The sequence below is a fragment of the Mycobacterium sp. 852002-51152_SCH6134967 genome, assembly GCF_001667105.1.
Classification (GTDB): domain Bacteria; phylum Actinomycetota; class Actinomycetes; order Mycobacteriales; family Mycobacteriaceae; genus Mycobacterium; species Mycobacterium neumannii_A.
In genome coordinates, this window is record NZ_LZIK01000012.1 from 49,912 (window position 1) to 73,817 (window position 23,906).

Consider the following 23,906-nt stretch of genomic DNA (forward strand, 5'->3'; position numbering starts at 1 on the left):
CGCCGTCACGACGCGGGTTGCGTCACGAAGTCGATCAGCTCCTCGACCCGCCCGATCAGCGCGGGCTCGAGGTCGTTCCAGTCCCGCACCCGCCCGCGGATGCGTTGCCAAGCCCTGGCGATGTCGGCCTGTCCGGCGGCCGGCCAGCCCAGCGCGCGGCACACGCCCGCCTTCCAGTCGACGCCTTTCGGCACCGCGGGCCACTTCTCGACGCCGAACCGCTCGGGTTTGACGGCCTGCCAGATGTCGATGAACGGGTGGCCGACGACCAAGGTGTGGGAGCCGCCGGGCCCGCGCCGGACCGCGTTCATGACCTCGCTGGCGATGCGGGCCTCCTTCGAACCCGCGACCAGGTGGTCGACGAGGACGCCGAGGCGGCGGCCGGGCCCGGGCCGGAAGTCCTCGACGATCGCGACGAGATCGTCGATGCCGCCGAGGTGTTCGACGACGACGCCTTCGATCCGCAGATCGTCGCCCCAGACCTGTTCGACGAGTTCGGCGTCGTGCCGGCCCTCGACGTAGATGCGGCTGGCCAACGCGACTTTCGCCCGGACGCCGTGCACCGCAACGGATCCCGACGCCGTTCGGGTGGTCTTGGGTACGGTTCGGCGAGGAGCGGTCAGGATGACGGGCTTTCCGTCGATCAAATAGCCCGGCCCGACGGGAAACGGTTTACGCCGTCCGTTGCGGTCTTCCAGTTCCATGCGGCCGTACTCAACCCGCACGATGGCGCCGACGAATCCCGTCTGCGCGTCCTCGACGACGAGCCCGATCTCGGCCGGTTGTTCAGTGGAGCGGACTCTGCGCGGGTGAGGGTTGTTGGCCAGGATGTCGGAGCCATAGCGATCAGCCACCGGGCGATCGTAGGGCCGCGTCTCGCCCCCACCCGATGCGATGAGGTTGCGACACGCCGAGATGTCTGCCACTGCGACGTCTGCCCGCGGATGAGAAAGGCGCGTCGGCGACAATGCGGGGCGTGACCGATCTGTTCCGATACGGACCCTGGGCGGTGATCGCCGGCGGCTCCGAAGGCGTCGGCGCCGAGTTCGCCCACCAACTTGCCCACGCTGGGTTCAACCTCGTGCTGATCGCGCGCAAGCCCGACCCGCTCGAGCAGACGGCCGAAACCTGTCGCCGCACCGGCGTTGCGGTGCGAACCCTTGCCGTCGACTTGACCTCACCCGACGCGCTGGAGCGCACCGTGGCGGTCACCGGTGACGTCGAGGTCGGCCTGCTGATATACAACGCCGGAGCCAACACCTGCAGCGAGCACTTCCTCGACGCTGACCTCGCCGACTTTCAGAAGGTGATCGACCTGAACGTCGGCACCATGCTCGCGATGGTGCAGCACTTCGGCCGTCCGATGCGAGAGCGCCGCCGCGGCGGCATCCTGATGGTGGGGTCGATGGCGGGATACCTGGGCTCCGTGCGCCACACCGTTTACGGCGGGGTGAAGGCGTTCGGCCGGATCTTCGCCGAGAGCCTGTGGCTCGAACTGCGCGACTACGACGTCCATGTGCTCGAACTCGTCCTCGGCGTGACCCGCACACCGGCCATGGAGCGGGTAGGCCTGAACTTCGACGTGCCCGGTATGCGGGTGGCCGATCCTGCCGACGTGGCGCGAGAAGGTCTGGAGCAGTTGGCGAACGGGCCGGTGTATGTGGCAGGCGGTAACGCCGAGGACGTCGCACGTCGCAACGACCCGGACCGCGCCAAGGTCGTGCTGCGCACGCACGAGTTCATGCAGAAGCTGCTGGGCGAGAAAGGAACCCGATGACCGAATTGGCGGACCTTGAACGGCGACTTGCCCGCCTCGAGGACGAGCGCGCGATCGAGCGGCTGATCGCGTCCTACGGTCCGCTGGTGGACGCCGGCGAAGCCGATGCGACCGCGGACCTTTGGGCCGACGAGGGCACCTACGACGTCGAGGGTTGGCACATGGCGGGCCGTGGCGAGGTCGCGGCGATGGTCCGCTCCGACGCGCACCAGGGTTTGATCCGTCGCGGATGCTGCCACTTCTTGGGACCCGCGGTGGTCACGGTGGACGGTGACGACGCGGTCGCGGTCTGCGAGTCGCTGTTGGTGACGCGCCACGACGACGGTTTCGCGGTGTCACGTGCCGGCGCCAACCACTTCCGGTTGCACCGCAGCGACGGCCGATGGGCGATCGTCGCGCGGCGAACCCGACAACTCGACGGCAGCGTCGAGGCTCGCGAGTTGTTGACGGCTGGCGTGGCCGGACACCCGACATCGGGGTGACTCTCGACCGGCGCGAGCGACCGCGGGAGGTCAAATTGTCGCGGCGTGTCGTGTGCAAACACGGCCGCTCGCGGAGATGTGTGGGGAGCGCTAGTTCAGGGTTGGGTGATCTCGTCGACGACGGTGTGAATGAACCGCATCTTCTCGAGCACCGGGCCGGGCAGCACGAACGGGTAGAGATCTTCCTTGCCCATCGAGCGGTTGAGCATGTTCAGCGCCCACGACAGCGGGAGCCACATCTCGATGATGGCGTCGAAGCTGCTCGGCCCCAGGACCTTTCGTTCGAACGTCGCCGCCGCAGGCGCCACCCCGAACGCGGCGGCGGTGTCGAGAGTGTCGCGGATGTGCAGATAGTGCGCGAACGTCTCCGCCCAGTCCTCGGCCGGGTGCATGGTGGCGTAGGAGGAGACGTAGCTCTTCTGCCAGTTGTCGGGCGGACCGTCGTTGTAATGACGGTCCAGAGCGGCCTGGTAATCGGCGTCGGGGTCACCGAACAACTCGCGGAACCGGGCGTCGTAATCGGGTGACACGCTGACCAGGCGGTAGTAGTAATAGTGCCCGACTTCGTGGCGGAAGTGGCCGAGCAGCGTGCGGTACGGCTCGTCCATCGCCTTGCGCAACTGCTCGCGGTGCACGTCGTCGCCCTCGGCGAGATCCAAAGTGATGACACCGTTTTGGTGTCCGGTGAACACCTTTTGATGTTCGCTCGACAACAAGTCGAAGGCCAGGCCGTAGTCGGGATCCTCGTCACGGCCGATGATCGGCAGCTTGAGTTCGTGCAGTTCGGCCAACAACCGCCGCTTGGCGCGCTCGGCGTCGGCGAACGCCGCGAGCGCCTTGGTGTCGGAGTCCTGCGGCCGGGTGCGGGTGAGGGTGCATGCGTCACACAGCTTGTGGACCGGAGCTTTCTCCACCAGCCAGTTGCATTCCGCCAGATGCATATTCGCGCACAGCTGGTACTTCTCGCCGTCGACGAAGCCGGCGTGGTTCTGCTCGTCGCCGGTGGCGATGACCAACAACGCCATGTCGTCGAGCGAGAACCCCAGCGGCCGACCGCACGACAGGCACAGTGAGTTCTCGAACGCGAGGCGCTGTCCGCAGTTGGGGCACAGGAAGTCACGCATGCAACACTCCTCCCTCGAACGGTTCGACGTCGACGGAGACGTCGATCTCGCTGCTCTGCGACTCGGTGTAGATGATGCCGCGCAACGGCGGGACATCGGCGTAATCGCGGCCGTACCCGACGGTGATGTAGCGCTCGTCGACCATCTGGTCGTTGGTGGGATCGAGGCCCAACCACTGGTTCTGCGGTGTCCACACGGCGGCCCACGCGTGGGTCGCGTCGATACCGATCATCCGTTCCTTCCCGGGCGGCGGATCGGTCGCCAGATAACCTGACACATAACTGGCGGCCAACCCGTTGGCGCGCAGGCAGGCGATGGCCAGCCGTGCGAAGTCCTGACATACCCCTTCGCGTGCCGCCAAAACCTCGCTGACCTGAGTGGACACCGTCGTCGATCCCGAGCGGTAGGTGAAATCGGAGTAGATGCGGTGCGTCAGGTCCCCCAGCGCGTCGATCAACGGTCGTTCCGGCTCGAAACTGGCTGCCGCGTAATCGCGTAGGGCCGGTGTGATCTCCGGCGGCTGCAGGTCGAGGGTGAACTCGGTTGCCAACGCGGCGTCGACGCCGACCGGGCGGGCGATCTCCCACGGCGCCAACGCCGAACCGGCCCCGTACAGCGTGGGCGGCGGTGGGTCGACTTCGACCACCGACCGGCTGGTCACCGCCAGCGTCCGGTGGCGTTCGGCTACGTGAAAATACGAGCTGATGTTGCCGTAGACGTCGCGGCTGGTGGAACTGTCCGCGGCCGGCGGATCGATCTCGAGCTGGTGCGACAGGCATCGCTGACGCTCGGTGTCCCGCGGGGTGAGGAAGCCACGGCCGTAGGAACTGGTGACATCGGCGGCGTAGCGGTACACGGTGCGGTGCGTTATGCGGTAGGTGCGGCTGGCCGCAGACGAAGTCGGGCCGTCCGGGTACGCGTTCACGGCATCAGCCTCCGCTCGTCCGGACCCCACAGGTGTTGCATGCCCCCAGGCAGCGACAGATGGGTCGCGGTGATCACGGTCGCCAGTTCACGGAGATCCGCGTGCATTCCGTCGAGCAGCTCGGCCAACTCGACCCGCCTGCCGTCCACGATCTCCTCGAGACCATCGGGGTCGAGTCGCCGTAGCCGCGTGGCGATCTCGTCGACCATCCGCTCGGGCCGCGACGAACCCGACGACCCGGGCAACGCCTTGAGGCCCGCGCGCAGCCGTTCCAGCTGGTAGACCAGCGAGCGCGGGTTGTCGGCGTCGAACAGCACCAGGTCGGCGACCGCGGACATGCTGACCTTTCCGAGCATCCGGCGCCGGTAGATGACCGACGACTCGCACACCACCAGAGTCGATTCGGTGATGGTCTGCTCGGCACCTGGGCTACGGGCGGTCGTGAGCGTCGCGCTCAGCAGCGCGGTGAGGTTCAGGCCGCGTTCGATGCGCTTGCCGATGTCCATCATCGTCCAGCTCACATCGCGGATCATCGATTCCGCCGCCACACCGGACAGCGCCAGCATGCCCGCGAGGGTCAGGCTGGCCGTCGCGGTGAGGAACGCCTCGCCCTCGGCCTGCGAATCGGGCGGCTCGTTGGCGGGACGGCCGGCCGATGACGCGGGTGGATGAAGCAGCGCCCGTTCCACAGCGGCCAGCACCATCCAGGTGTCGTTGGACATCTGGTCGCGCACCGAACGGGTGAGCAGGCCGAGGCGTTCGACGGACTGGGCCAGCGATCCCGGGCGGTACCGGTCCGCGGTCAACGACCACAGGGTGGACTGTGCGGTGGCGACCATCTCCGCGTCGTCGCCGCCGGCGCCGGTGTCGGTACCGGTTTGGCTGCCCAGCGCGGCCAGCAACACCGGCACGCATTCGCTGGCGTCCATGTCTCGGCGGTAATGAAATTCGTGGTAGCGCTCCCTGGTCACCGTGAGCAGGCGCGCCATGTGCTCGGCGCGTTCGGCGTAGCGTCCCACCCAGAACATGTCGGCCAGTACACGCGGCGAGCTCACCGCGCGCGTCGGGCTCGGCCGGACCGCGGGCAATTCGACCGGCGGCACCCGCTCCACGGTGACCCGCTCCGGTGCCCGAACCCAGACATCTTTGGCGGCAACGGTGTTCAGTGTGTACGCCGCATCGCCCGGCGCCAGGACATAGCCGAGGCCGCCGATCATGGGCGCATAGCCGCCGCGCTGAGCGACGGTGAACAGGCGCATGCCGACATTCGTCGCCGACAAGCTGCCGGATACGACAAGGCTTGGCGCAGAGGAGAACTGGGGCAGCTCCTGGCCGACCCACTGCCACGGTGTGGCTTCGATGCACTCGGTGAGCTGCCGGCGCTGATCGGCCGACAGGGCGGGGCCGACGATCCCACGGCCGCCGGTCACCGGTCTGATCAACAGCGACGACAGGTGGGCGAGAAGATGCGAGCGTTCGGTGCTGATGCCGCCCCAGTACATCGGCGCGGTGTCGAGCATCGGTGCCTCGCCGAGCAACTGTTGCGAGAGTTCGGGCAGAAACCGTTGCAGCCCGGGGCTTTCGAGGACACCGCTGCCCAACGTGTTGACGACCGCTACCGTGCCACGGCGCAGCGCCTCGACGAGACCGACGACACCGATTCGTGAGTCCGAACGCAGATCCAGCGGATCGACGAAGTCCGCGTCCACCCGGCGCAGCACGACGTCGACGCGCTTGAGCGTTCCCATCGAGCGCATCCACAGCTTGCCGTCACGCACGACCAGGTCGTCGCTCTCCACCAGCGGAAAGCCCAGCACGCTTGCCAGGTACGCCTGGTCGAAGGCGGTCTCGGAGTGGATGCCCGGGCTGAGTACCACCACAGTGGGTTCTTCGGCCGACTCGGGAGCGGCGTCGATGAGCGCCAGTCGCAGCGCCTGGGCCCACGGGGACGCTGGTCGCGGGCCGATCCTTTCGTAGAGGTCGGGAACCGCATGCGCGACGACGCGCCGGTCCGCCAGCGCGTAACCCGCCCCCGAGGGTGCCTGTGTCCAGTCGGCGTTGACGAGGAAGTCGCCGTCGGCAACGCGGCTGACGTCGCAGCCGTGCAGGAACAGTTGGTGGCGGCCGGGGACGTCGATGCCTCGCGCGGCCCGCACGTAGCCAGGATGGGCGAAGAGAAGCTGGGCCGGCAGCACGCCGCTGGTGATCGACAGCTGAGGCCCATACAGGTCGGTAAGGACCGCGTCGAGAAGTCTGGAGCGCTGCAACAGACCGGATTCCAGCACGTTCCACTCGTCGGCCGAGACCACAAGGGGCAGCGCGTCGAGCTGCCATGGCCCGGGTTCGGTGGGCTCGTGACCGTTCGGGCCGGTTTGACCGACCACCGAACCGCGCCCGTCGACCCGAACATAGGTGATGCCGTCGTTGTCGCCCAGGCTGCGCACCACCTCACGCAGCTGCGCCAGACCGGGGCGGCCGCGCTCGGCGACGCAGTCGGCCAGGTCCTGCCACCCCGGGCGGACTTCGCCTGCGGCATCGACGAACTCGTCGTAGCCGCTGCCTGCGCCCGGTCGCACGTCGAACAGCGCCTGCTGAATGCGTGCGGTGCGGTACCTGCCCAGCAGGTCGTCAGGGACGTTCGGTGCCGGTAGTGCCATCAGTGCAGAACGGTAACCGGTCAGCCCGGGATGCGGCGCAGTGCGCTGTGCCGGCGATCGATGCTCATCGCTTCAGCCGCACCGCCAGTTCCTCCGGCGGTACGCGGTGACCGTCGGCGCACCGAATTTCGACGGTGGCCTCGGCGCCACACCCCCGGTGCGCAAGGCGCAACAGCGTGCGGTTGGGCAGATGGCGCCGGCCCCACTCGAACATCGCCCAGACCACCGGCATGAACTCCCGGCCGGCGTCAGTGAGGACGTACTCGTCGCGGCTGCGCTGGCCCGGCTCCTGATAGGGCTGCCGCTGCAGCAGGCCGGCCTCGACCAGGTCCGAAAGCCGGGCCGCCGCGGCGGCTTTGGTGATGCCGACCCGGCGCCAGAAGTCGTCGAAGCGGGTGGTGCCGTAATAGGCCTCGCGCATGATGAGCATCGCCGACTTGGTGCCCAGCACCGCCATCGTCTTCTCGATCGGGCACTCCCCGACCGCCGACCAGGCGTCCCGGTCGGCCAGCCTCCCCTGCAGAACTGTCATGGAATTCACCCTACCCCTGAGTTGTTCTACCTATACCTAGCTGGTATAGCTGGGTATAGACAAGTTCACTCAGCGTGGAGGTAGGAGGCAGCAATGTCCGGATTCTCAGGTCGGGACGCCGTCATCGTCGGAGCGGTTCGCACACCGATCGGCAAAGGCAAGCAAAACGGGGCGCTGCACGACGTGCTGCCCGTGGACCTGCTCGCACACAGTCTGAAGGAACTGGTGGCCAGGACAGGCATCGACCCGGTACAGATCGACGATGTCATCGCCGGGGCGGTCACCCAGGTCGGCGACCAGGCGGTCAACATCGCGCGCAACGCGCTACTCGGCGCGGGATTCCCCGAATCGGTACCGGGTACGACGGTCGACCGGCAGTGCGGCAGCAGCCAGCAGGCCATCCACTTCGCCGCCCAGGGCGTCATCTCGGGCGCCTACGACATCGTCGTCGCCGCCGGGGTGGAATCGATGTCGCGGGCTCCGATGGGTTCGAGCGTGCTACCCGGCAGTGACCCGTTCGGCGCCATGGCGCAGCGCTACCCCGAAGGGCTTGTGCCGCAGGGCATCAGCGCTGAGTTGATCGCCGCGAAGTGGGGTCTGTCGCGTCAGCAGCTCGACGAGTTCTCGGCGGGCAGCCATGAGAAGGCCGCGACCGCGACCAAAGAGGGCCGCTTCGACAACGAACTGATCCCGATCGCCGGTCTGACCACCGATGAGATCATCCGGCCGGGTACGACCGTCGATACGCTGGCCGCGCTGAAGCCGGCGTTCTACAACCCGGCCTACGAGCAGCGGTTCCCGCAGATCGGCTGGGAGATCACCCCGGGCAACTCGTCGCCACTGTCCGATGGCAGCGCCGCGGTGTTGATCACGACCAGCGAGGTGGCCGCGAATTTAGGTTTGCAGCCGCTGGCCCGGATCCACTCGATGACCGTCGTCGGCTCTGACCCGCTCTACATGCTGACCGGTGTCATCCCAGCGACGGAGAAGGTGCTGCAGCGCGCCGGCCTCACCCTCGCCGACATCGACCTATTCGAGGTCAACGAGGCGTTCGCGCCCGTCGTCCTGGCGTGGGCACACGACACCGGAGCCGATCTCGCCAAGACGAACGTCAACGGCGGCGCGATCGCGATCGGTCACCCCCTGGGTGCCAGCGGCGCGCGCATCATGACGACTCTCGTGAACGCGTTGGAGCAGCGCGGCGGACGGTATGCGTTGCAGACGATGTGTGAGGGCGGCGGGATGGCCAACGCCACGATCATCGAACGCCTCTGAACCGAACGACTTCGGTGTAGTTGGTCGCGCTGACCGCGCCCAACTACACCGAAGTCACGCCCTGGCGAGCTCGAAGACCGGGATGACCCGACTCGTCTTCGCTTGGTACTCGGCGAACACCGGCGCATACTCGACGAGCTTCGGGTAGAGCTCGTCGCGCTCCTGGTGCGGCAGCTCCCGAGCGGTGGCGTCGTAGTCGGTGGTCCCGACCTCGACGTTGACCTTCGGATTCGCCCGGAGGTTGTGCACCCACGCTGGATCTTTGTCGGAGCCGGCGTAGGAGCCGACGACGTAGATCCTGTCCTCGTGTCGCAAGTACGCCAGCGGCGACACCCGCCGTTGACCTGACTTCGCGCCGGTGGTGTGCAGCAGCAGGAGGTTTCCGCCCTCGAACGGCCCGCCGACCTTGCCGCCGTTGGCGCGGAACTCATCGACGATGCTTGCGTTGAAGTCCTTGATGTTGGAGATCTCGGTCATTCCCTCTCCAAGTCCCGGCGGACGCCCGGTATTCCGCATCCGCATAATCGACGACCATGCGGGTGATAGTGACGGGCGGTAACAGCGGTGTCGGCAAGGCCACGGCGGCGGCTCTCGCGGCCGACGGCCATAGCGTGCTGATTGCCTGTCGCGATGTCGACAAGGGGCGCCGCGCGGCGGCCGAGATCACCGGTGACGTCGACGTGGCCGCCCTCGATCTCGCCGACCTGGCCAGCGTGCGCGCGTTCGCCGACTCCGTCGAATCCGTTGACGTGCTGGTGAACAACGCCGGCGTGATGGGCATGCCGCTGACGCGCACGGCCGACGGTTTCGAATCCCACATCGGCATCAACCATCTCGGCCACTTCGCGTTGACGTCGCTGCTGGCCGACCGGATCACCGACCGGGTGATCTCGGTGGCGAGCGCGACCTATCTGTTCGCCACTTTGCATCTCGACGACCTGAACTGGCAGCGCCGCAAGTACTCGAAGTGGAGCGCCTACGGCGAGTCCAAATTAGCCAACCTGCTGTTCGTCGCCGAGTTGGCGAACCGAGGTGTGCGCGCGTATGCCGCCGACCCGGGCGCCACCGACACCGACATCACACGATCGCTCGGAATGGGCGAGCATCAACGGATTCGGCGCCTGATGCACACCCCCGCCCAGGGTGCCCGGGCCATCTTGCAGGCGGTGACGACCGACCTGCCCAGCGGGACCTATCTGGCGCCGCGGTTCAATCAGCTCGGCAGGCCCAAGGTCACCCGGTTGCGACGCAAGGCCGTCGATCCGGCGACGGCCCGCCGACTGTGGGACGCGTCGGCCGAACACACCGGCTGCGACTGGCCGCGCTGATCAGTCCCGCTGTCGCCACCACGCGACGACGTACAGCACCATCGCCGCCGCCAACGCGATCAGCACCCACAGCACCACCGCCAGATCGATCCAGGCGCCCGCCGGCGGCGCGCCGGGCAACAGGTTGCGAAGCGGCACCACCGCGAACAGCATCGCCGCGAACCAGGTCGTCAACGGAGGCAGGAACTTTCGGCGGCCCAGCACCGTCTCGATCGCCACGAACAACGCCGCCGCAGGCAGTGCCAGCAGCACCAGCAACACCCCGAGGTCGAACGCGAGCGCTCCCCTGGTGCGCTCCATGGTGAAACGTACGGTCGGGATCGGGTCCGGCGCCGAATCGACCGTGCCGTTCTGGACACGAAAGTCCCATCCGTTGATCTGCCCCGCCGCGACGATTCCCGCCGGGATGCGGCGTTGTTCGGCACCGTAGCCCGCGAAGGCCTCCACGCCGATGGTGTCGGTGGTGAACTTGTCGAACGGCCAGTCGTCGGGGTCGCCGACCGCGACGAGGTGGGTGGCCGATTCACTGACAGACAGGTCGCCGTGCACATAGATCAACTCGCCGGAAGCGGTCCATGAACTCAACCGGACGGTGAAATCGGCGGGCTCGTACTGCTGCAGGTTGGGGCCCGGGTGTATGAGAACGTCGACCGCCAGGCGGTTCTGGATCGCGTCCATCTGCCGCAAGCGGATGATGACGACGGATTCACCGGTGACCGACGGCTCCGAGAATTCGAAGTTGCGAGGCCGCGGCTCCAACAACGCATATCCGAGGAGGGATCCGACGTAGACAGCCATCACCGCCACGACCGTCGTCACGACGGTGACCCGTCGCCGTTTGGGCGTGCCTGATGGCGCCGCACCTGTCACGCGCGGATCGTAGCCTCAGTCGCGCCGAACCCGACGCGGATTGGGATCAGTCGGTCCTCGGCTTGGCGTCGATCCCGGATTCCTTGCGCTGCTGCGGGGTGATCGGCGCGGGCGCGCCGGTCAACGGGTCGACACCGCCACCGGACTTCGGGAACGCGATCACTTCGCGGATCGAGTCCGCACCGGCCAGCAGGGCGGTGGTGCGATCCCATCCGAACGCCAGACCGCCGTGTGGCGGCGCGCCAAAAGTGAACGCCTCCAACAGGAATCCGAACTTCTCCTCGGCTTCGGCCTTGTCGATACCCATCACCGCGAACACCCGCTCCTGGATGTCGCGACGGTGGATACGGATCGAGCCGCCGCCGATCTCGTTGCCGTTGCACACCACGTCGTAGGCGTCGGCCAGCACGCTGCCGGGATCGGTGTCGATGCGGTCCTCGAACTCCGGCTTGGGCGCGGTGAACGCGTGGTGCACCGCGGTCCACGCGCCGGATCCGACCGCGATGTCACCGTGCGCGGTCGCCTCGTCGGCGGGCTCGAACAGCGGCGGGTCCACCACCCAGGTGAACGCCCAGGCGTTCGGGTCGATCAATTCGAGCCGTTTGGCGATCTCGATGCGCACCGCGCCGAGCAGCGCGCGCGAACTCTTCGCCGGGCCCGCCGAGAAGAACACGCAGTCACCCGGGGATGCGCCGACGTGCGCGGCGAGGCCGTCGCGCTCGACGTCGGAGAGGTTCTTGGCCACCGGGCCGCCCAATGTGCCGTCCTCGCCGACGAGCACATACGCAAGCCCCTTGTGCCCGCGCTGCTTGGCGAAGTCCTGCCAGGCGTCGAGCGTGCGGCGAGGCTGAGAAGCGCCGCCGGGCATGACGACGGCGCCCACGTACGGCGCCTGGAACACCCGGAACGGGGTGTCCTTGAAATAGTCGCCGCACTCGACGAGTTCGAGTCCGAACCTCAGATCGGGCTTGTCCGAACCGAAGCGGCGCATCGCGTCGGCGTAGGTGATCCGCGGCAGCGGCAGGGGTACGTCGTAGCCGATCAACCGCCACAGCGCCGCGACGATCTCCTCGGAGACCGCGATCACGTCCTCGGAGTCGACGAAGCTCATCTCGAGGTCGAGCTGGGTGAACTCGGGCTGGCGGTCGGCGCGGAAGTCCTCGTCGCGGTAGCAGCGCGCGATCTGGTAGTAGCGCTCCATGCCCGCGACCATCAGCAGCTGCTTGAACAGCTGCGGGCTCTGCGGCAACGCGTAGAACGACCCGGGCTGCAGCCGTGCGGGCACCAGGAAGTCGCGCGCACCCTCGGGGGTCGAGCGCGTCATCGTCGGGGTCTCGATCTCGACGAAGTCATGCCGTTCCAGCACTTCGCGGGCGGCGGCGTTCACCTTGGACCGCAGCCGGATCGCGTGGCCGGGGCCGTCGCGCCGCAGGTCGAGGTAGCGGTACTTCAGGCGCGCCTCCTCGCCGGCCTGCTCGTCGAGCTGGAACGGCAGCGGCGCGCTCTCCCCGAGCACGGTCAGCGACGTCGCGTTGACCTCGATCTCACCGGTGGCGATCTCGGGGTTGGCGTTGCCTTCGGGGCGGATCTCGACCACACCGTCGATCGCGATGCAGAACTCGGCGCGCAGCCGGTGCGCCGCCTCGAGGACGCCGGCCTCACGGAACACGACCTGCGACACCCCGGACGCGTCGCGCAGATCGATGAAGATGACGCCGCCGTGGTCGCGCCGACGCGCCACCCACCCGGCCAACGTCACCTTCTGACCGGCGTCGGCGGGCCGCAACGATCCGGCGGCATGACTGCGCAGCACTGAAACTCCTGGAATTCGCCTGACAAGACAACTGCACAAGTGTAGAGGGGTCGGATCCGCCGGTAGTTTGGCGTTCATGCCCAGTCGCGTCGCGCTCGTCGGACCCGGGGCGATCGGATCGACGGTCGCGGCTCTGCTGCACGCGGCCGGCCACCCGGTGATGCTGTGCGGGCGCACGCCGCGCGACGCGATCGAGGTCAGGTCCGACGACGGCGAGCCGATTGTGGTGCCCGGCCCGGTGCTGACCGACCCGGCCGACATCTCCGAACCGGCCGATGTCGTGCTGCTGGCGGTCAAGGACACCCAGAACGAGCAGTCGGCCGGGTGGCTGGCGAAGTTGTGCGACGAGCGCACCGTGGTGTGTGCGCTGCAGAACGGTGTCGAACAGGTCGAGCGCGTCGGGCGCTACTGCCCTTCATCGACGGTTGTGCCTGCGGCCGTCTGGGTTTCGGCGGAGCCGACGGAGCAGGGTTATGTCCGGTTGCGCACCGGGGCCCGCCTCGTGCTGCCCGACACCGACGGGGCGCGGACACTGGCGGCACTGTTCGCCGACAGCGCCGTCACGGTCGACATCGACCCGAACTTCCTCAGCGCGGCGTGGCACAAGCTTCTGGTCAATGCGGTCGTGGGGTTCATGGTGCTCAGTGGGCGCCGCTCGGGCATGTTCCGCCGCGACGACGTCGACGGCCTGGCGCGTCGCTATCTGGCCGAATGCCTCGCGGTGGCGCGGGCAGAGGGCGCACAGCTGAGCGAAGAGGTGATCGACGACATCGTCGGCCTGCTCGCCAAGTCGCCGGAGGACATCACCACCTCGATGCTGACCGACCGCGAGGCCGGCCGGGAGCTGGAGTGGGACATCCGCAACGGGGTGATCGCCCGCAAGGCCGCCGAGCACGGGCTGAGCACGCCGATCAGCGACGTGCTGGTGCCGCTGCTGGCCGCGGCCAGCGACGGGCCTGGCTAGGCTTGGGCTCTGACTAGACAGCGTCCTTTACTGTGTATGCCCATGCAGCAGTGTGAACGCGTCGACCTGGACTTCGTCGAGAACGCGCCGTTTCGGTTCGTCAGCACCGTCGACCTCGCGATCACGCCCGAGCAGCTCTTCGACGTGCTCGCCGATGCGGAGTCGTGGCCGCACTGGGCCACCGTGATCACCGAGGTGACGTGGACCAGCCCCGAACCACGCGGCGTCGGCACCACCCGAACGGTGAAGATGCGCGGCGGCATCGTCGGCGACGAGGAGTTCCTGGCCTGGGAGCCATACAGCCACATGGCGTTTCGGTTCAACGAGGCCTCGACCGGAAGTATCGGCGCGTTCGCCGAGGACTACCGGGTGGTTCGGACGCCGCAGGGCTGCCACCTGACGTGGGTGATGGCGATGAAGCCCAACGGCGCCGCCGCCCGGATCGGAATGACGTTCGGCGGGCCGGTGATGGGCTGGCTGTTCCAGAAGTTTCTCTACAACCTGCGCGACTACTCCGCGAAGCGCTTCGGGGTCTGAAGTTCGCGAAATTGCATTCCCGCAGGCGTCTACTCGCATTTTCGCTGCTGGAATTCCATTTCGCGGTTAATACAGGCCCGCCCAGGCTTCGCGGCGCTCGGCGTCGGGATCGGAGACCACCGTGTCGCGCGCACTCATGATGATCCGGGTGCAGCGCCGTTGGGTGTCGTAGACGGGCCAGTCGTGTCCGTTCGACCAGTGGATCTCGCCGGTGTCCCACCCCTGAGAAGCGAAGTCGAGCCACGCCCGCTGCATGCGCCTGCCGACCGCAGGCTGCAGCCGCCGCCCCAGCGGGTGGATCTTGCGTCCGAGATATGACGCGTAGCTGTGCTGGATGTGCACGATCTCGCTGCCGTGGGTCGCGCCGAGGCCGAGCATGCGCAGGCTGAAGCCGAAGTGGTCGAAGCGGTACATGTGGGTCGGGGCGTGTGCGCTGTAGGCATCGGCGAACGCCCACGCCGGACCGCCGAACATCACGTCGGAGGCGAACGCCAGCAACTCCCTTCGGCGCGGAAAGTGCGGGTACGCGGCCAGCACCCGCTGTTTGGCGTCGGGCGCGACGCGGGCGAAGTAGGCCTCCACGGACGCCTGGGTGGTCGGCAGCATCGGCGGTTTGGTCCAGGCGAACATCGACGCTTCGTGGCTGTTGGTTCCGATGATCAGTGGCACCCGCCGCAGGGTTCCGGCGCGCGCGGCGTCCACAGGGTGACGCGGCAGCAGCTCGACGCCGTGGGTCAAGCCGTAGGCCAACGTCGGCGTGCGCGCGGCGCTTTCGAGTTGCAGCCTGCCCGCCGCTCTGCGCAGCTCGCGTTGCGGTAAGCCCTTGATCTCCGAGACCGGCACGCCGAGTCGGCGCACGAACTCGTGTGCCTGCTCGGCGCGCAGCTCGCGATCGGCGATCAGCGGCAGCGCCGGGCTCTGGGCGATCGCGCGGCTGAAAAGACCATCGGCGGCGGGGCTGGCGATCAGCGCGAGCACCGATGTGCCGCCCGCGGACTCACCGAACACCGTCACGCGGGACGGATCACCGCCGAAGGCCGCGATGTGGTCGCGGACCCACCGCAGTGCGGCGATCTGGTCCCGCAGGGCAAGGTTGTCGTCGAACCCGTCGCCGAGGTCGCCGAGTTCGAAGCCACCGAAGACGCCGATGCGATAGGTGATGTTGACGACGACCACGTCGCCGTTGGCGGCCAACCGCGAGCCGTTGTACAGCTGGAACTGTCCGGCACCGAACACGAACGCGCCGCCGGGGATCCACACCATCACCGGAAGCGACGCACTGGTGTCGGGCGACCACACCGTCAAGGTCAGGCAGGCTTCGTCACGCACTTTCGGATCGTCGCGCCCGCCGCCGACGAACGACTTGCCCTGCGGGGGCAGCGGCCCGTGCTCGATCGCGTCTCGCACCCCTGCCCACGGTCGCTTCGCCTCGGGACCAAGGAACCGGCGCTCGCCCACGGGCTGCTCGGCATACGGCACGCCTCGCCAGACCCCGACGCCGCCCTCGCTAGTGCCGCGGAGATCACCGAGGTCGGTGTGCACGATGACCGAATGTCCGACAACGGTGGCCACGACCGAATCGTAGTGTGCAAAGCTGAACGTCATGACCTTCAACGAAGGCATGCGAATCGACACCAGCACCGCCTCGTCCAGCGGTGGCGGTGGCGGGCCCGGGCGGGGCATCGCGGTCGGCGGTGGCGTCGGCGGCCTGCTCATCCTCGTGGTGGCGCTGTTCCTCGGCGTCGACCCCAGCACGGTGGTGCCTCAGCAGGGTCAGTACGACAGCCAGGGCGTCGAGTCGCCAGGTTTCGACCTCAGCCAGTGCAAGACCGGTGCGGACGCTAACGCGATCCCCCAGTGCCGGGTGCTCGCCACCGGCAACTCGCTCGACGCGATCTGGCCACAGCTGATGCCGGACTACACGCGGCCCGGCGTTCATCTCTTCAGAAACAGCGTCAACACAGCCTGCGGCCCGGCGACCAGCGAGGTCGGCCCCTTCTACTGCCCGGCGGATCAGACCGCTTATTTCGACGTCGAGTTCTTCGACGTGCTGCGCGACCAATTCGGTTCCAGCGGCGGCCCGTTGGCGCAGGAGTACGTGGTCGCACACGAGTACGGTCACCATGTTCAGAACCTCACCGGCGCGCTTCGGCAGTCGCAGGGTCCCGGCGCCGCGGGCCCCACCGGCGGCGGCGTCCGCACCGAACTGCAGGCCGACTGCTACGCGGGGGTGTGGGCGCACTACGCCGCCATCACCAAGCAGGAAGGCACCGATGTCACGTTCCTACAGCCGTTGACCGACAAGGACATCGCCGACGCGCTGTCGGCCGCGGCCGCGGTGGGCGATGACCGCATCCAGAAGCAGACCACGGGCCGGGTCAACCCGGAGGCGTGGACGCACGGATCGGCCGCGCAGAGGCAGAAGTGGTTCACCGAGGGCTACCGCACCGGTGATCCGAAGGCCTGTGACACGTTCTCCACGAACGACCTTGGGTAGGACACCCACGGCCGTCGACGCCGTCGCCGAACGCTATCTGGACACCCTCGCCGCGCTCGACCCTTGTGCGGCAACCGAAATGGGGATCACCGGCCACGACCGCAACTACGACGAGGAGATCACCGACTACTCCCCCGACGGTGTCGCCGCACGTGCCGACGCCGCGCGCCACACACTGCGGGAGCTCGACAACGTCACCGCCGAGGACGCCGTCGACGAGGTGACGGTGGCGGCGATGCGCGAGCGCCTCGGCATCGTGATCGACATCAACGACGCCGGGCTCGATATGGGCGAACTCAACGTGATCGCCTCCCCGCTGCAGTCGATGCGCGACGTGTTCGACCTCATGCCGACCGAAACCAACGACGACTGGGCGGTGATCGCGCGCCGACTCTCGCAGGTGCCCGACCGTGTCGCCGGATATGCCGACGCGCTGCGGACCGCGGTCACCACCGGCCATCCCCCCGCGGTGCGCCAGGTCGCGCGCGGCATCGAGCAGTCCGCAAGCATCCAGCACCTGTTGGTGGACATGGTCGCGGCCGCGGTCCCCGACAACGCAACGCTGCACGACGAACTGCAACAGAACGCCGCCCATGCGGCGAACGCCTACCGCGAACTCGGCAGGATTCTCGGAGACGAGATCGCACCACATGCGCGCGTCGAGGATGCGGTCGGCCGCGATGCCTACCGGTTGTGCTCACGTTCCTTTCTCGGCGCCGAGGTCGATTTCGAGGAGACATACGAGTGGGGCCTTCAGCGGCTGGAAAGCATTGTCGCCGAACAGGAGAAGCTCGCCAAGCAGTTGTACCCCGGAACGTCGATCGCGGACGCGCTGCGGCGCCTGGACACCGAGGAGCGCTACCTCATCCAGGGCGTCGACGCACTGCAGGCATGGATGCAAGACCTCTCCGACCGCGCTGTCGAGGCGCTCGCCGACACGCACTTCGACATCGCCGAACCGCTGCGCGAGCTGGAGTGCCGGATCGCGCCGACCCACACCGGCGGCATCTATTACACCGGTCCGTCGGAAGACTTCAGCAGACCCGGTCGGATGTGGTGGTCGGTTCCGCACGGCATCGACACCTTCCATACGTGGCAGGAGACGACGACGGTGTTCCACGAGGGCGTTCCGGGACACCATCTGCAGATCGGGCGTGCGGTCGTGCGCGCCGACCAACTCAACCGGTGGCGGCGACTGGGCTGTTTCGTATCGGGCCACGGGGAGGGTTGGGCGCTCTACGCCGAACGGCTGATGGCCGAACTCGGTTGGCTCGACGATCCCGGCGACCACATCGGAATGCTTGACGCGCAACGTTTTCGGGCCGCACGCGTCGTCATCGACATCGGTGTGCACTGCGCCATGACCGCACCCGACGGCACCGTGTGGGATGTCGACAAGGCGTGGCAATTTCTGGTCTCGCACAGCGCGATGAACGAGGAGCACCTGCAGTTCGAACTCGACCGCTACCTCGGCTGGCCGGGTCAGGCGCCGTCGTATGCGATCGGCCAGCGGATCTGGCAACGGCTGCGCGACGAGATGCTGGGCCGGGGTGTGCCGCTCAAGGAGTTCCATGACCGCGCCCTGGACCTCGGCGGATTGCCGCTCGACGTGCTCCGGTCCGCGCTGACGCGCGATTTCGCCTCCGGCTGAGCCCCTTTCACTGCCCGCTCGTACGCCCTAGCGTGGACGCATGGATTCCGTGGCCGTCACGCCGAACCTCACCATGCTCGTCGTCAACGGGTGGCAGGTCTACGCCTGGCGCGACGGTGACTCGGTCACGCTGATCGACACCGGGGCACCGGGATCCGGCGCAGCCATCGCCGAGGCGGTGCCATCAATCGATCGGATAATCCTGACGCACGGACACGTCGACCACATCGGCTCGGCCGCCGAACTCCACAGATCGACCGGCGCCCCGGTTGTCGCCGGCGCAGGGGATGCCGCCGCGATTCGCGACGGAGCTGCGCTGCCCCCACCGGTGTTCGAGGACTGGGAGGTGCCGATCCACGCGCGTGTCGCAGCAGGATTGCCCGATGCTGCCGAGCCCGTCCCTGTCGCCCGGGAACTGTGCGACGGCGACATGCTGGATTTCGGTGGCGGCGCCGAGGTCCTGTCGATACCGGGTCACACCGAGGGCAGCATCGCGATTCATCTGCCCCGCCACGGCGTGCTGCTCACCGGCGACACCATCGCCAACGTCGGCACGCTCATGCTCGGCACCTTCAACCAGGACCGTGCGCGCACGGTGGCATCATTCCGCCGTCTTGCCGCGCTCGACATCGACACGGCGTGTTTCGGTCACGGCGACCCGATCGCTGCCGGCGCGGGCGACCGGCTCCGCGAGGTCGCCGCCACGTTGACGTGACCGGCTCCATCCGAGTCACCCGACGAGTACCGTCACCGTGGTCGAAGGAGGCATTCATGCGCATTGCAATCGCAGGTGCGACGGGGAACATCGGCGCCCGCACCGCCGCCGCGCTCGAGCGCGACGGCCACGAGGTGGTCCCCATCAGCCGCTCACAAGGGGTCGACCTGATGTCCGGTGAAGGCCTGGACGTCGCGCTCACCGGCGTGCAGGCCGTCGTCGACGCCATCAGCGCACCGCCCACCGATCGGGACCGAACCATCGAGTACTTCGGCACCACCACACGCAACCTGCTCGCCGCCGAACAACGCACTGGCGTCGGCCATCACGTCCTGCTCTCGATCGTCGGCATCCACGACATCGAAGGCAATCCGCACTACTCAGGCAAGCGGGAGCAGGAGCGTCTCGTCGCCGACGGACCGGTGCCGTGGACGATCGTGCCCGCCACCCAGTTTCACGACTTCGCGGCCATGGTCGCCGGTTGGTTCGAGCAGGACGGGGTGTCGACCATCGCGCCGCTGCTCGTGCAACCGATCGCGCCCGACGACATCGCCGAGGTTCTTGCCGAGGTCGCCGTCGGCCAACCGCAGGGCCGGTACGTGGATGTCGCGGGGCCCGAGACACAAGACCTCGTCGACATGGCCCGCCGGACGCTGGCCGCAAAGGGGCAAACAGGTCAAGCTGGTGCCGACCTGGTCGGGCATGTTCGGGTTGTCGATGTCGGGAAATGTGTTGCTGCCGGGCGAGGATGCGCGCATCGCCCCGACGACGTTCGACGACTGGCTCGCCGCCGGTGCCAATTGATCAGGAGAACTCGATGACCAACCCCGATACCCCCCTCGCCGGAAAAGTTGCCTACGTGACGGGCGCCGCTCGCGGACAGGGCCGTTCGCACTGCATACGGTTGGCCCGCGCCGGGGCCGACATCGTCGCGATCGACGCGTGCGGTCCGGTCGCCGAGCACAACGGCTATCCGCCCGCGCTTCCCGAGGATCTCGCCGAGACGGTGAGCCTCGTCGAAGGCGAGGGCCGCAAGATCGTCGCCGACCGCGTCGATGTCCGCGACCTCGCGGGCCAGCAGCGGGTGGTCTCCGACGCGATCGAACAGTTCGGCCGCCTCGACATCGTCGTCGCCAACGCCGGTGTGATGAATTGGGGTCGGCTGTGGGAGATTTCGGCACAGCAGTGGCAGGAAGTCCTCGACGTCAACCTCACCGGTGTGTGGAACACGATCAAGGCCGCCGTGCCGCCGATGATCGAGGCGGGCAACGGCGGCTCCATCATCACGATCAGTTCGGCGGCCGGCATCAAAGCCGTTCCCGGGTGCGGTCACTACTGCGCCAGCAAGTTCGGCGTGGTCGGGCTCACCAACTCGTTGGCGGTCGAACTCGGCGAGTTCGGCATCCGGGTCAACTCGGTGCATCCGTACGGCACCGACACCCCGATGGGCAACGACACCTCGATGTGGCAGGTCTTCGCCGACCACCAGACCTACATCCACAGCTTCTCCCCCGGCGCGCTGCCGACGGAGTCCCTGGCGGACCCGGATCTGATCTCCGACATCGTGGTCTGGTTGGCCAGCGATGCCTCGTCACTGCTGACCGCGGCGCAAATCCCCGCGGACAAGGGCTATCTGAAGATTTGAGCTTGCCGCGAGTCTGAGCTTATGCGTCAAATCCGGCCGAAACTTCGTGCAGAAGTTCAGTTTCGGCGGGCGGGCACCGGCCGGGCGGGCACCGGCCTTGTTACAGGCGCGACTGCTCCTTGATCGCCGTGTCGCTGGTGCGCAGCGGCCGGATCAGCGCGTCCTGGGTGAACGATGCGATCAGCTCACCGGCCTCGGTGTGCACGGTTCCGCGGACATACGACATGCCCGCGCCCACCTGCGTGCTCTCGTGGCTGTACAGCAGCCACCCGTCGAATCCGAACGGCTCATGGAAGCTGACCGACACCGTCATCGGTGCGGTCGACACGGTGACGTGGGACTGCGCGGTGCCGATGCCCTCGTGGGCGCGCATGGTCGTCGAAATACCCAGGTGTCCAGTCAGATACGCGACGAGAGCCTTGGCGAGCTCGTCACGCTCGGGTGTCTTGTCGTAGTGCACCCAGGCATACAGTTCCGGCGGGCCGACCTCGTCGGGGCTGTTGACGTCGACGACATCGACCAGCCGGATCTCGCGACCGGCCATGGCCATGCGCGCGTCGTTCGCCTCGGCGGGCGGCTTGACCTCGGGGCGCGCGACGGCGTGGCGGATAACGTCGTCGGTCGGGACGTCGGTCAGCACGGTGACGGTGATGCAGCGCTTACCGTTCTGCTTGGCGGTGACGACAGCCGTTGCGGTGGAACGACCTTCGTTGACGACATCGATCTCCAACTCCAGCGGGCCCGCGGCCACCATCACCGCCCGTGAGAACACCGCGTATGCCGAGCGCACCGACTTGCCCTCGAAGCGTTTGGCCACCGCCACGATCACCTGGGCGAGCACCTGTGTGCCCTCGACGACCTGCCGGTCCTCCTCCCCGGCCGGGCCGGTCTCGGCGATGAATCGGTTGTCCCCGTCCTGGCGGACGTCGAACAGGTCGAGCAGGGTGTCGACGGTCCACTGTTGCTGCGCTGAGTCTGTCGTCATGACAAGGAACAGTAACCGAGCTTCTACAAAAGCGGTAACGTCGTTACCAGTCGATCTCGAGCCGGAAGGTGACGACCATGGCCAAGCCGAGCGGGCGCCCCGCCGCGGGCGCCACACGCATGGCCGACGCCGCCGATGGCGACCCCCGGCCCAAGCGCTTCATGAAGTCGGCGCTGGCGATCCTCGGCGAGACCGGGCGCACCGACTTCACCGTGCTCGAGGTGGTCGAACGGTCGAAGACATCGCTGCGGTCCTTCTACCAACACTTCTCGACCAAAGACGAACTGCTGCTCGCGCTCGTCGACAAGATCATGGCCGAGTCGACGCGCCGCTGGCGCGAAGACACCGCCGGCCTGCCCGCCGCGACGGCCCTTCGCGTGCTCATCGACCGGATCTGCACCCCGCCCGAGACCACCACCCAGGACAAGGTCAACCGCGGCCTGACCAACTACAACGACCGCCTCGCCGAGACCTTGCCGCGCGAATACTCGCGCGTGCTCTCACCGGTCTACGAGCTGATCAAGGACATCATCAACCGCGGGATCGCCGAGGGCGTCTTCCGGTCGGACCTCAACGTCGACGCCCGGGCCGCACTGATCATGCAGTCGTCGCTGGGCGCGATCCGGCTGCAGGTGCTCGGCGCGGAACTCAGCGGCATACCGGTCGGCGCAGACGACATCTACGACTTCTGCCTCAGCGGGCTCACCGGCCCGGACCACAACGCTTGACCTGCGCCGCACCGGCAGAGAACAGGCTTCTCCGGCGCCGCTGTTTCTGCTGGTCCCAAAGTGGTAATGTCATTACCACTAACAGCCAATCAGACTTGCAGGAGGCGAACATGACACGCCAGCTTCCGTATCCCGTGTTCGACGCGGACAACCACTTCTACGAGCCCAAAGAGGCGCTGACCAAGTTCCTCCCGGACCACCGCAAGCACGTCATCGACTACATCGAGGTGCGCGGACGGACCAAGATCATGGTGCGCAACCAGGTCAGCGACTACATCCCGAACCCCACCTTCGAGGTTGTCGCGCGCCCGGGCGCCCAGGAGGAGTACTTCAAGCACGGCAGCGGCGGCAAAAGCTTCCGCGAGGTGATGGGCAAGCCGATGAAGGCGATTCCGGCCTTCCGCGAACCCGCCGCGCGACTCGAGGTCATGGACGGCCTCGGCCTGGATTACTCGCTGATGTTCCCGACCCTCGCCAGCCTGGTCGAGGAGCGGATGAAGGACGATCCGGAACTGATCCTCGACGTCATCCACGCGCTCAACGAGTGGATGTACGAGACCTGGCAGTTCAACTACGAGGACCGGATCTTCTCCACCCCGGTGATCAACCTCGGCATCGTCGACCGCGCGCTCGAAGAACTCGAATGGTGTCTGGAGCGCGGCGCCAAGACGGTTCTGGTCCGGCCGGCGCCGGTGCCCGGTGTGCGCGGCACGCGGTCGTTCGGGTTGCCCGAGTTCGACCCGTTCTGGGACGCCTGCGTCAAGGCCGGTATCCCGGTGTCGATGCACGCCTCGGACTCCGGCTACGCCGAGTACCTCAACGACTGGGAACCGGCCGATGAGTACCTGCCGTTCAAGCCGACCGCGTTCCGGATGGTGTCGATGGGCAAGCGGCCGATCGAGGACTCGATGGCCGCGCTGGTGTGCCACGGCGCGCTGACCCGCAATCCCGATCTGCGGATTCTGTCCATCGAGAACGGCGCCGACTGGGTGCCGTACCTGTTCAAGCAGTTCGAGGGCGTCTACAAGAAGATGCCGCAGGAGTTCCCCGAGAACCCGATCGAGGCGTTCAAGCGTGGGGTGTATGTCGCACCGTTCTGGGAGGACGACTTCGCCAAGATGGCCGACCTCATCGGCGTCGACCGGGTGATCTTCGGGTCGGATTGGCCGCACCCGGAGGGGCTGGCCGAGCCGACCCATCTGATCGACGACCTGCAGGGACTCGACGAGGAAGGCCAGCGGAAGGTCATGGGCGGCAACATGATCGACCTGTTCAAGGTGCCCAACGAGATCGTCCACAACCCCGACGTGCCCGCGCTCGTCATCCCCGCCTGAGTTCAGGCACCGTCGCGGAACGTGCGTGTCGATGCGTCGACACGCACGTTCGCACGATTACGAAAGA

At 67.4% G+C, this 23,906-nt stretch carries 23 protein-coding genes; 13 read left to right on the top strand and 10 right to left on the bottom strand.

Annotated elements, in window-relative coordinates; translation table 11 throughout:
- Positions 1 to 5: 5 nt before the first annotated feature.
- Entirely contained in the window at positions 6 to 854 is an 849-nt protein-coding gene (locus A5790_RS02890) for a DUF3097 domain-containing protein (RefSeq protein ID WP_066841516.1), read from the bottom strand.
- A gap of 122 nt (positions 855 to 976) precedes the next feature.
- Here A5790_RS02890 and A5790_RS02895 point away from each other — a divergent pair, with 122 nt between their 5' ends.
- On the top strand, positions 977 to 1,777 hold the full coding sequence (locus A5790_RS02895; RefSeq protein ID WP_066841517.1) for an SDR family oxidoreductase: 801 nt from the start codon (positions 977 to 979) through the stop codon (positions 1,775 to 1,777).
- Entirely contained in the window at positions 1,774 to 2,259 is a 486-nt protein-coding gene (locus A5790_RS02900) for a nuclear transport factor 2 family protein (RefSeq protein WP_066841325.1), read from the top strand. Before A5790_RS02895 ends, A5790_RS02900 begins: the two co-directional genes overlap by 4 nt.
- Before the next feature lie 95 nt (positions 2,260 to 2,354).
- Here A5790_RS02900 and A5790_RS02905 read toward each other — a convergent pair whose 3' ends face one another.
- The 4 genes from A5790_RS02905 to A5790_RS02920 form a co-directional block, all read right to left on the bottom strand.
- The gene (locus A5790_RS02905) at positions 2,355 to 3,383 is read right to left on the bottom strand and encodes a putative zinc-binding metallopeptidase (RefSeq protein ID WP_066841326.1); all 1,029 of its coding nucleotides are present in this window, start codon (positions 3,381 to 3,383) and stop codon (positions 2,355 to 2,357) included.
- The gene (locus A5790_RS02910; RefSeq protein WP_066841327.1) at positions 3,376 to 4,308 is read right to left on the bottom strand and encodes a transglutaminase family protein; all 933 of its coding nucleotides are present in this window, start codon (positions 4,306 to 4,308) and stop codon (positions 3,376 to 3,378) included. Before A5790_RS02910 ends, A5790_RS02905 begins: the two co-directional genes overlap by 8 nt.
- Positions 4,305 to 6,965, bottom strand: a complete 2,661-nt coding sequence (locus A5790_RS02915) for a circularly permuted type 2 ATP-grasp protein (protein WP_066841328.1) — start codon at positions 6,963 to 6,965, stop codon at positions 4,305 to 4,307. Before A5790_RS02915 ends, A5790_RS02910 begins: the two co-directional genes overlap by 4 nt.
- Before the next feature lie 64 nt (positions 6,966 to 7,029).
- Entirely contained in the window at positions 7,030 to 7,497 is a 468-nt protein-coding gene (locus A5790_RS02920; protein WP_066841329.1) for a helix-turn-helix domain-containing protein, read from the bottom strand.
- Between the two features lie 93 nt (positions 7,498 to 7,590).
- Between A5790_RS02920 and A5790_RS02925 the strand changes: the two genes are divergently transcribed.
- A complete protein-coding gene (locus A5790_RS02925) occupies positions 7,591 to 8,772 on the top strand; it encodes a thiolase family protein (protein ID WP_066841330.1) in 1,182 nt (393 codons plus the stop codon).
- Between the two features lie 54 nt (positions 8,773 to 8,826).
- On the opposite strand, the gene A5790_RS02930 is transcribed toward A5790_RS02925, so the two are convergent.
- Positions 8,827 to 9,249, bottom strand: a complete 423-nt coding sequence (locus A5790_RS02930; RefSeq protein WP_066841331.1) for a nitroreductase family deazaflavin-dependent oxidoreductase — start codon at positions 9,247 to 9,249, stop codon at positions 8,827 to 8,829.
- Positions 9,250 to 9,305: 56 nt separating this feature from the next.
- Between A5790_RS02930 and A5790_RS02935 the strand changes: the two genes are divergently transcribed.
- Positions 9,306 to 10,100 (top strand): SDR family NAD(P)-dependent oxidoreductase, encoded by a 795-nt coding sequence (locus A5790_RS02935; protein ID WP_066841332.1) that lies wholly within the window; start codon positions 9,306 to 9,308, stop codon positions 10,098 to 10,100.
- On the opposite strand, the gene A5790_RS02940 is transcribed toward A5790_RS02935, so the two are convergent.
- On the bottom strand, positions 10,101 to 10,970 hold the full coding sequence (locus tag A5790_RS02940; RefSeq protein WP_231987580.1) for a DUF4436 family protein: 870 nt from the start codon (positions 10,968 to 10,970) through the stop codon (positions 10,101 to 10,103).
- A gap of 46 nt (positions 10,971 to 11,016) precedes the next feature.
- Positions 11,017 to 12,783, bottom strand: a complete 1,767-nt coding sequence (gene aspS / locus A5790_RS02945) for an aspartate--tRNA ligase (RefSeq protein ID WP_066841333.1) — start codon at positions 12,781 to 12,783, stop codon at positions 11,017 to 11,019.
- 76 nt (positions 12,784 to 12,859) lie between these two features.
- Here aspS and A5790_RS02950 point away from each other — a divergent pair, with 76 nt between their 5' ends.
- The gene (locus A5790_RS02950) at positions 12,860 to 13,747 is read left to right on the top strand and encodes an oxidoreductase (protein ID WP_066841334.1); all 888 of its coding nucleotides are present in this window, start codon (positions 12,860 to 12,862) and stop codon (positions 13,745 to 13,747) included.
- 36 nt (positions 13,748 to 13,783) lie between these two features.
- Positions 13,784 to 14,284 (top strand): SRPBCC family protein, encoded by a 501-nt coding sequence (locus A5790_RS02955; protein ID WP_066841335.1) that lies wholly within the window; start codon positions 13,784 to 13,786, stop codon positions 14,282 to 14,284.
- A 66-nt stretch (positions 14,285 to 14,350) separates the two neighbouring features.
- Here the strand turns inward: A5790_RS02955 and A5790_RS02960 are convergent, their stop codons facing one another.
- On the bottom strand, positions 14,351 to 15,856 hold the full coding sequence (locus A5790_RS02960; protein WP_066841519.1) for a carboxylesterase/lipase family protein: 1,506 nt from the start codon (positions 15,854 to 15,856) through the stop codon (positions 14,351 to 14,353).
- A gap of 31 nt (positions 15,857 to 15,887) precedes the next feature.
- Between A5790_RS02960 and A5790_RS02965 the strand changes: the two genes are divergently transcribed.
- The 5 genes from A5790_RS02965 to A5790_RS02985 are packed head-to-tail and all read left to right on the top strand — an operon-like array spanning position 15,888 to position 20,792.
- Complete coding sequence (locus A5790_RS02965) at positions 15,888 to 16,781, top strand: neutral zinc metallopeptidase (protein WP_066841336.1); 894 nt, start codon at positions 15,888 to 15,890, stop codon at positions 16,779 to 16,781.
- A complete protein-coding gene (locus A5790_RS02970) occupies positions 16,774 to 18,432 on the top strand; it encodes a DUF885 domain-containing protein (RefSeq protein WP_066841337.1) in 1,659 nt (552 codons plus the stop codon). Before A5790_RS02965 ends, A5790_RS02970 begins: the two co-directional genes overlap by 8 nt.
- A gap of 40 nt (positions 18,433 to 18,472) precedes the next feature.
- Entirely contained in the window at positions 18,473 to 19,147 is a 675-nt protein-coding gene (locus tag A5790_RS02975; protein WP_066841338.1) for an MBL fold metallo-hydrolase, read from the top strand.
- A 56-nt stretch (positions 19,148 to 19,203) separates the two neighbouring features.
- Positions 19,204 to 19,968 (top strand): SDR family oxidoreductase, encoded by a 765-nt coding sequence (locus tag A5790_RS02980; RefSeq protein WP_231987581.1) that lies wholly within the window; start codon positions 19,204 to 19,206, stop codon positions 19,966 to 19,968.
- Positions 19,965 to 20,792: a mycofactocin-coupled SDR family oxidoreductase gene (locus A5790_RS02985; RefSeq protein ID WP_066841339.1), complete on the top strand. Its 828-nt coding sequence runs from the start codon at positions 19,965 to 19,967 to the stop codon at positions 20,790 to 20,792. Before A5790_RS02980 ends, A5790_RS02985 begins: the two co-directional genes overlap by 4 nt.
- Before the next feature lie 100 nt (positions 20,793 to 20,892).
- Here A5790_RS02985 and A5790_RS02990 read toward each other — a convergent pair whose 3' ends face one another.
- Positions 20,893 to 21,777 carry an acyl-CoA thioesterase II gene (locus tag A5790_RS02990; RefSeq protein WP_066841340.1) on the bottom strand — a complete coding sequence of 295 codons (885 nt, stop codon included), beginning with the start codon at positions 21,775 to 21,777 and terminating at the stop codon, positions 20,893 to 20,895.
- 77 nt (positions 21,778 to 21,854) lie between these two features.
- Here A5790_RS02990 and A5790_RS02995 point away from each other — a divergent pair, with 77 nt between their 5' ends.
- Complete coding sequence (locus A5790_RS02995; RefSeq protein WP_064426131.1) at positions 21,855 to 22,505, top strand: TetR/AcrR family transcriptional regulator; 651 nt, start codon at positions 21,855 to 21,857, stop codon at positions 22,503 to 22,505.
- Between the two features lie 110 nt (positions 22,506 to 22,615).
- Entirely contained in the window at positions 22,616 to 23,839 is a 1,224-nt protein-coding gene (locus tag A5790_RS03000) for an amidohydrolase family protein (protein ID WP_064395393.1), read from the top strand.
- Positions 23,840 to 23,906 lie beyond the last annotated feature (67 nt).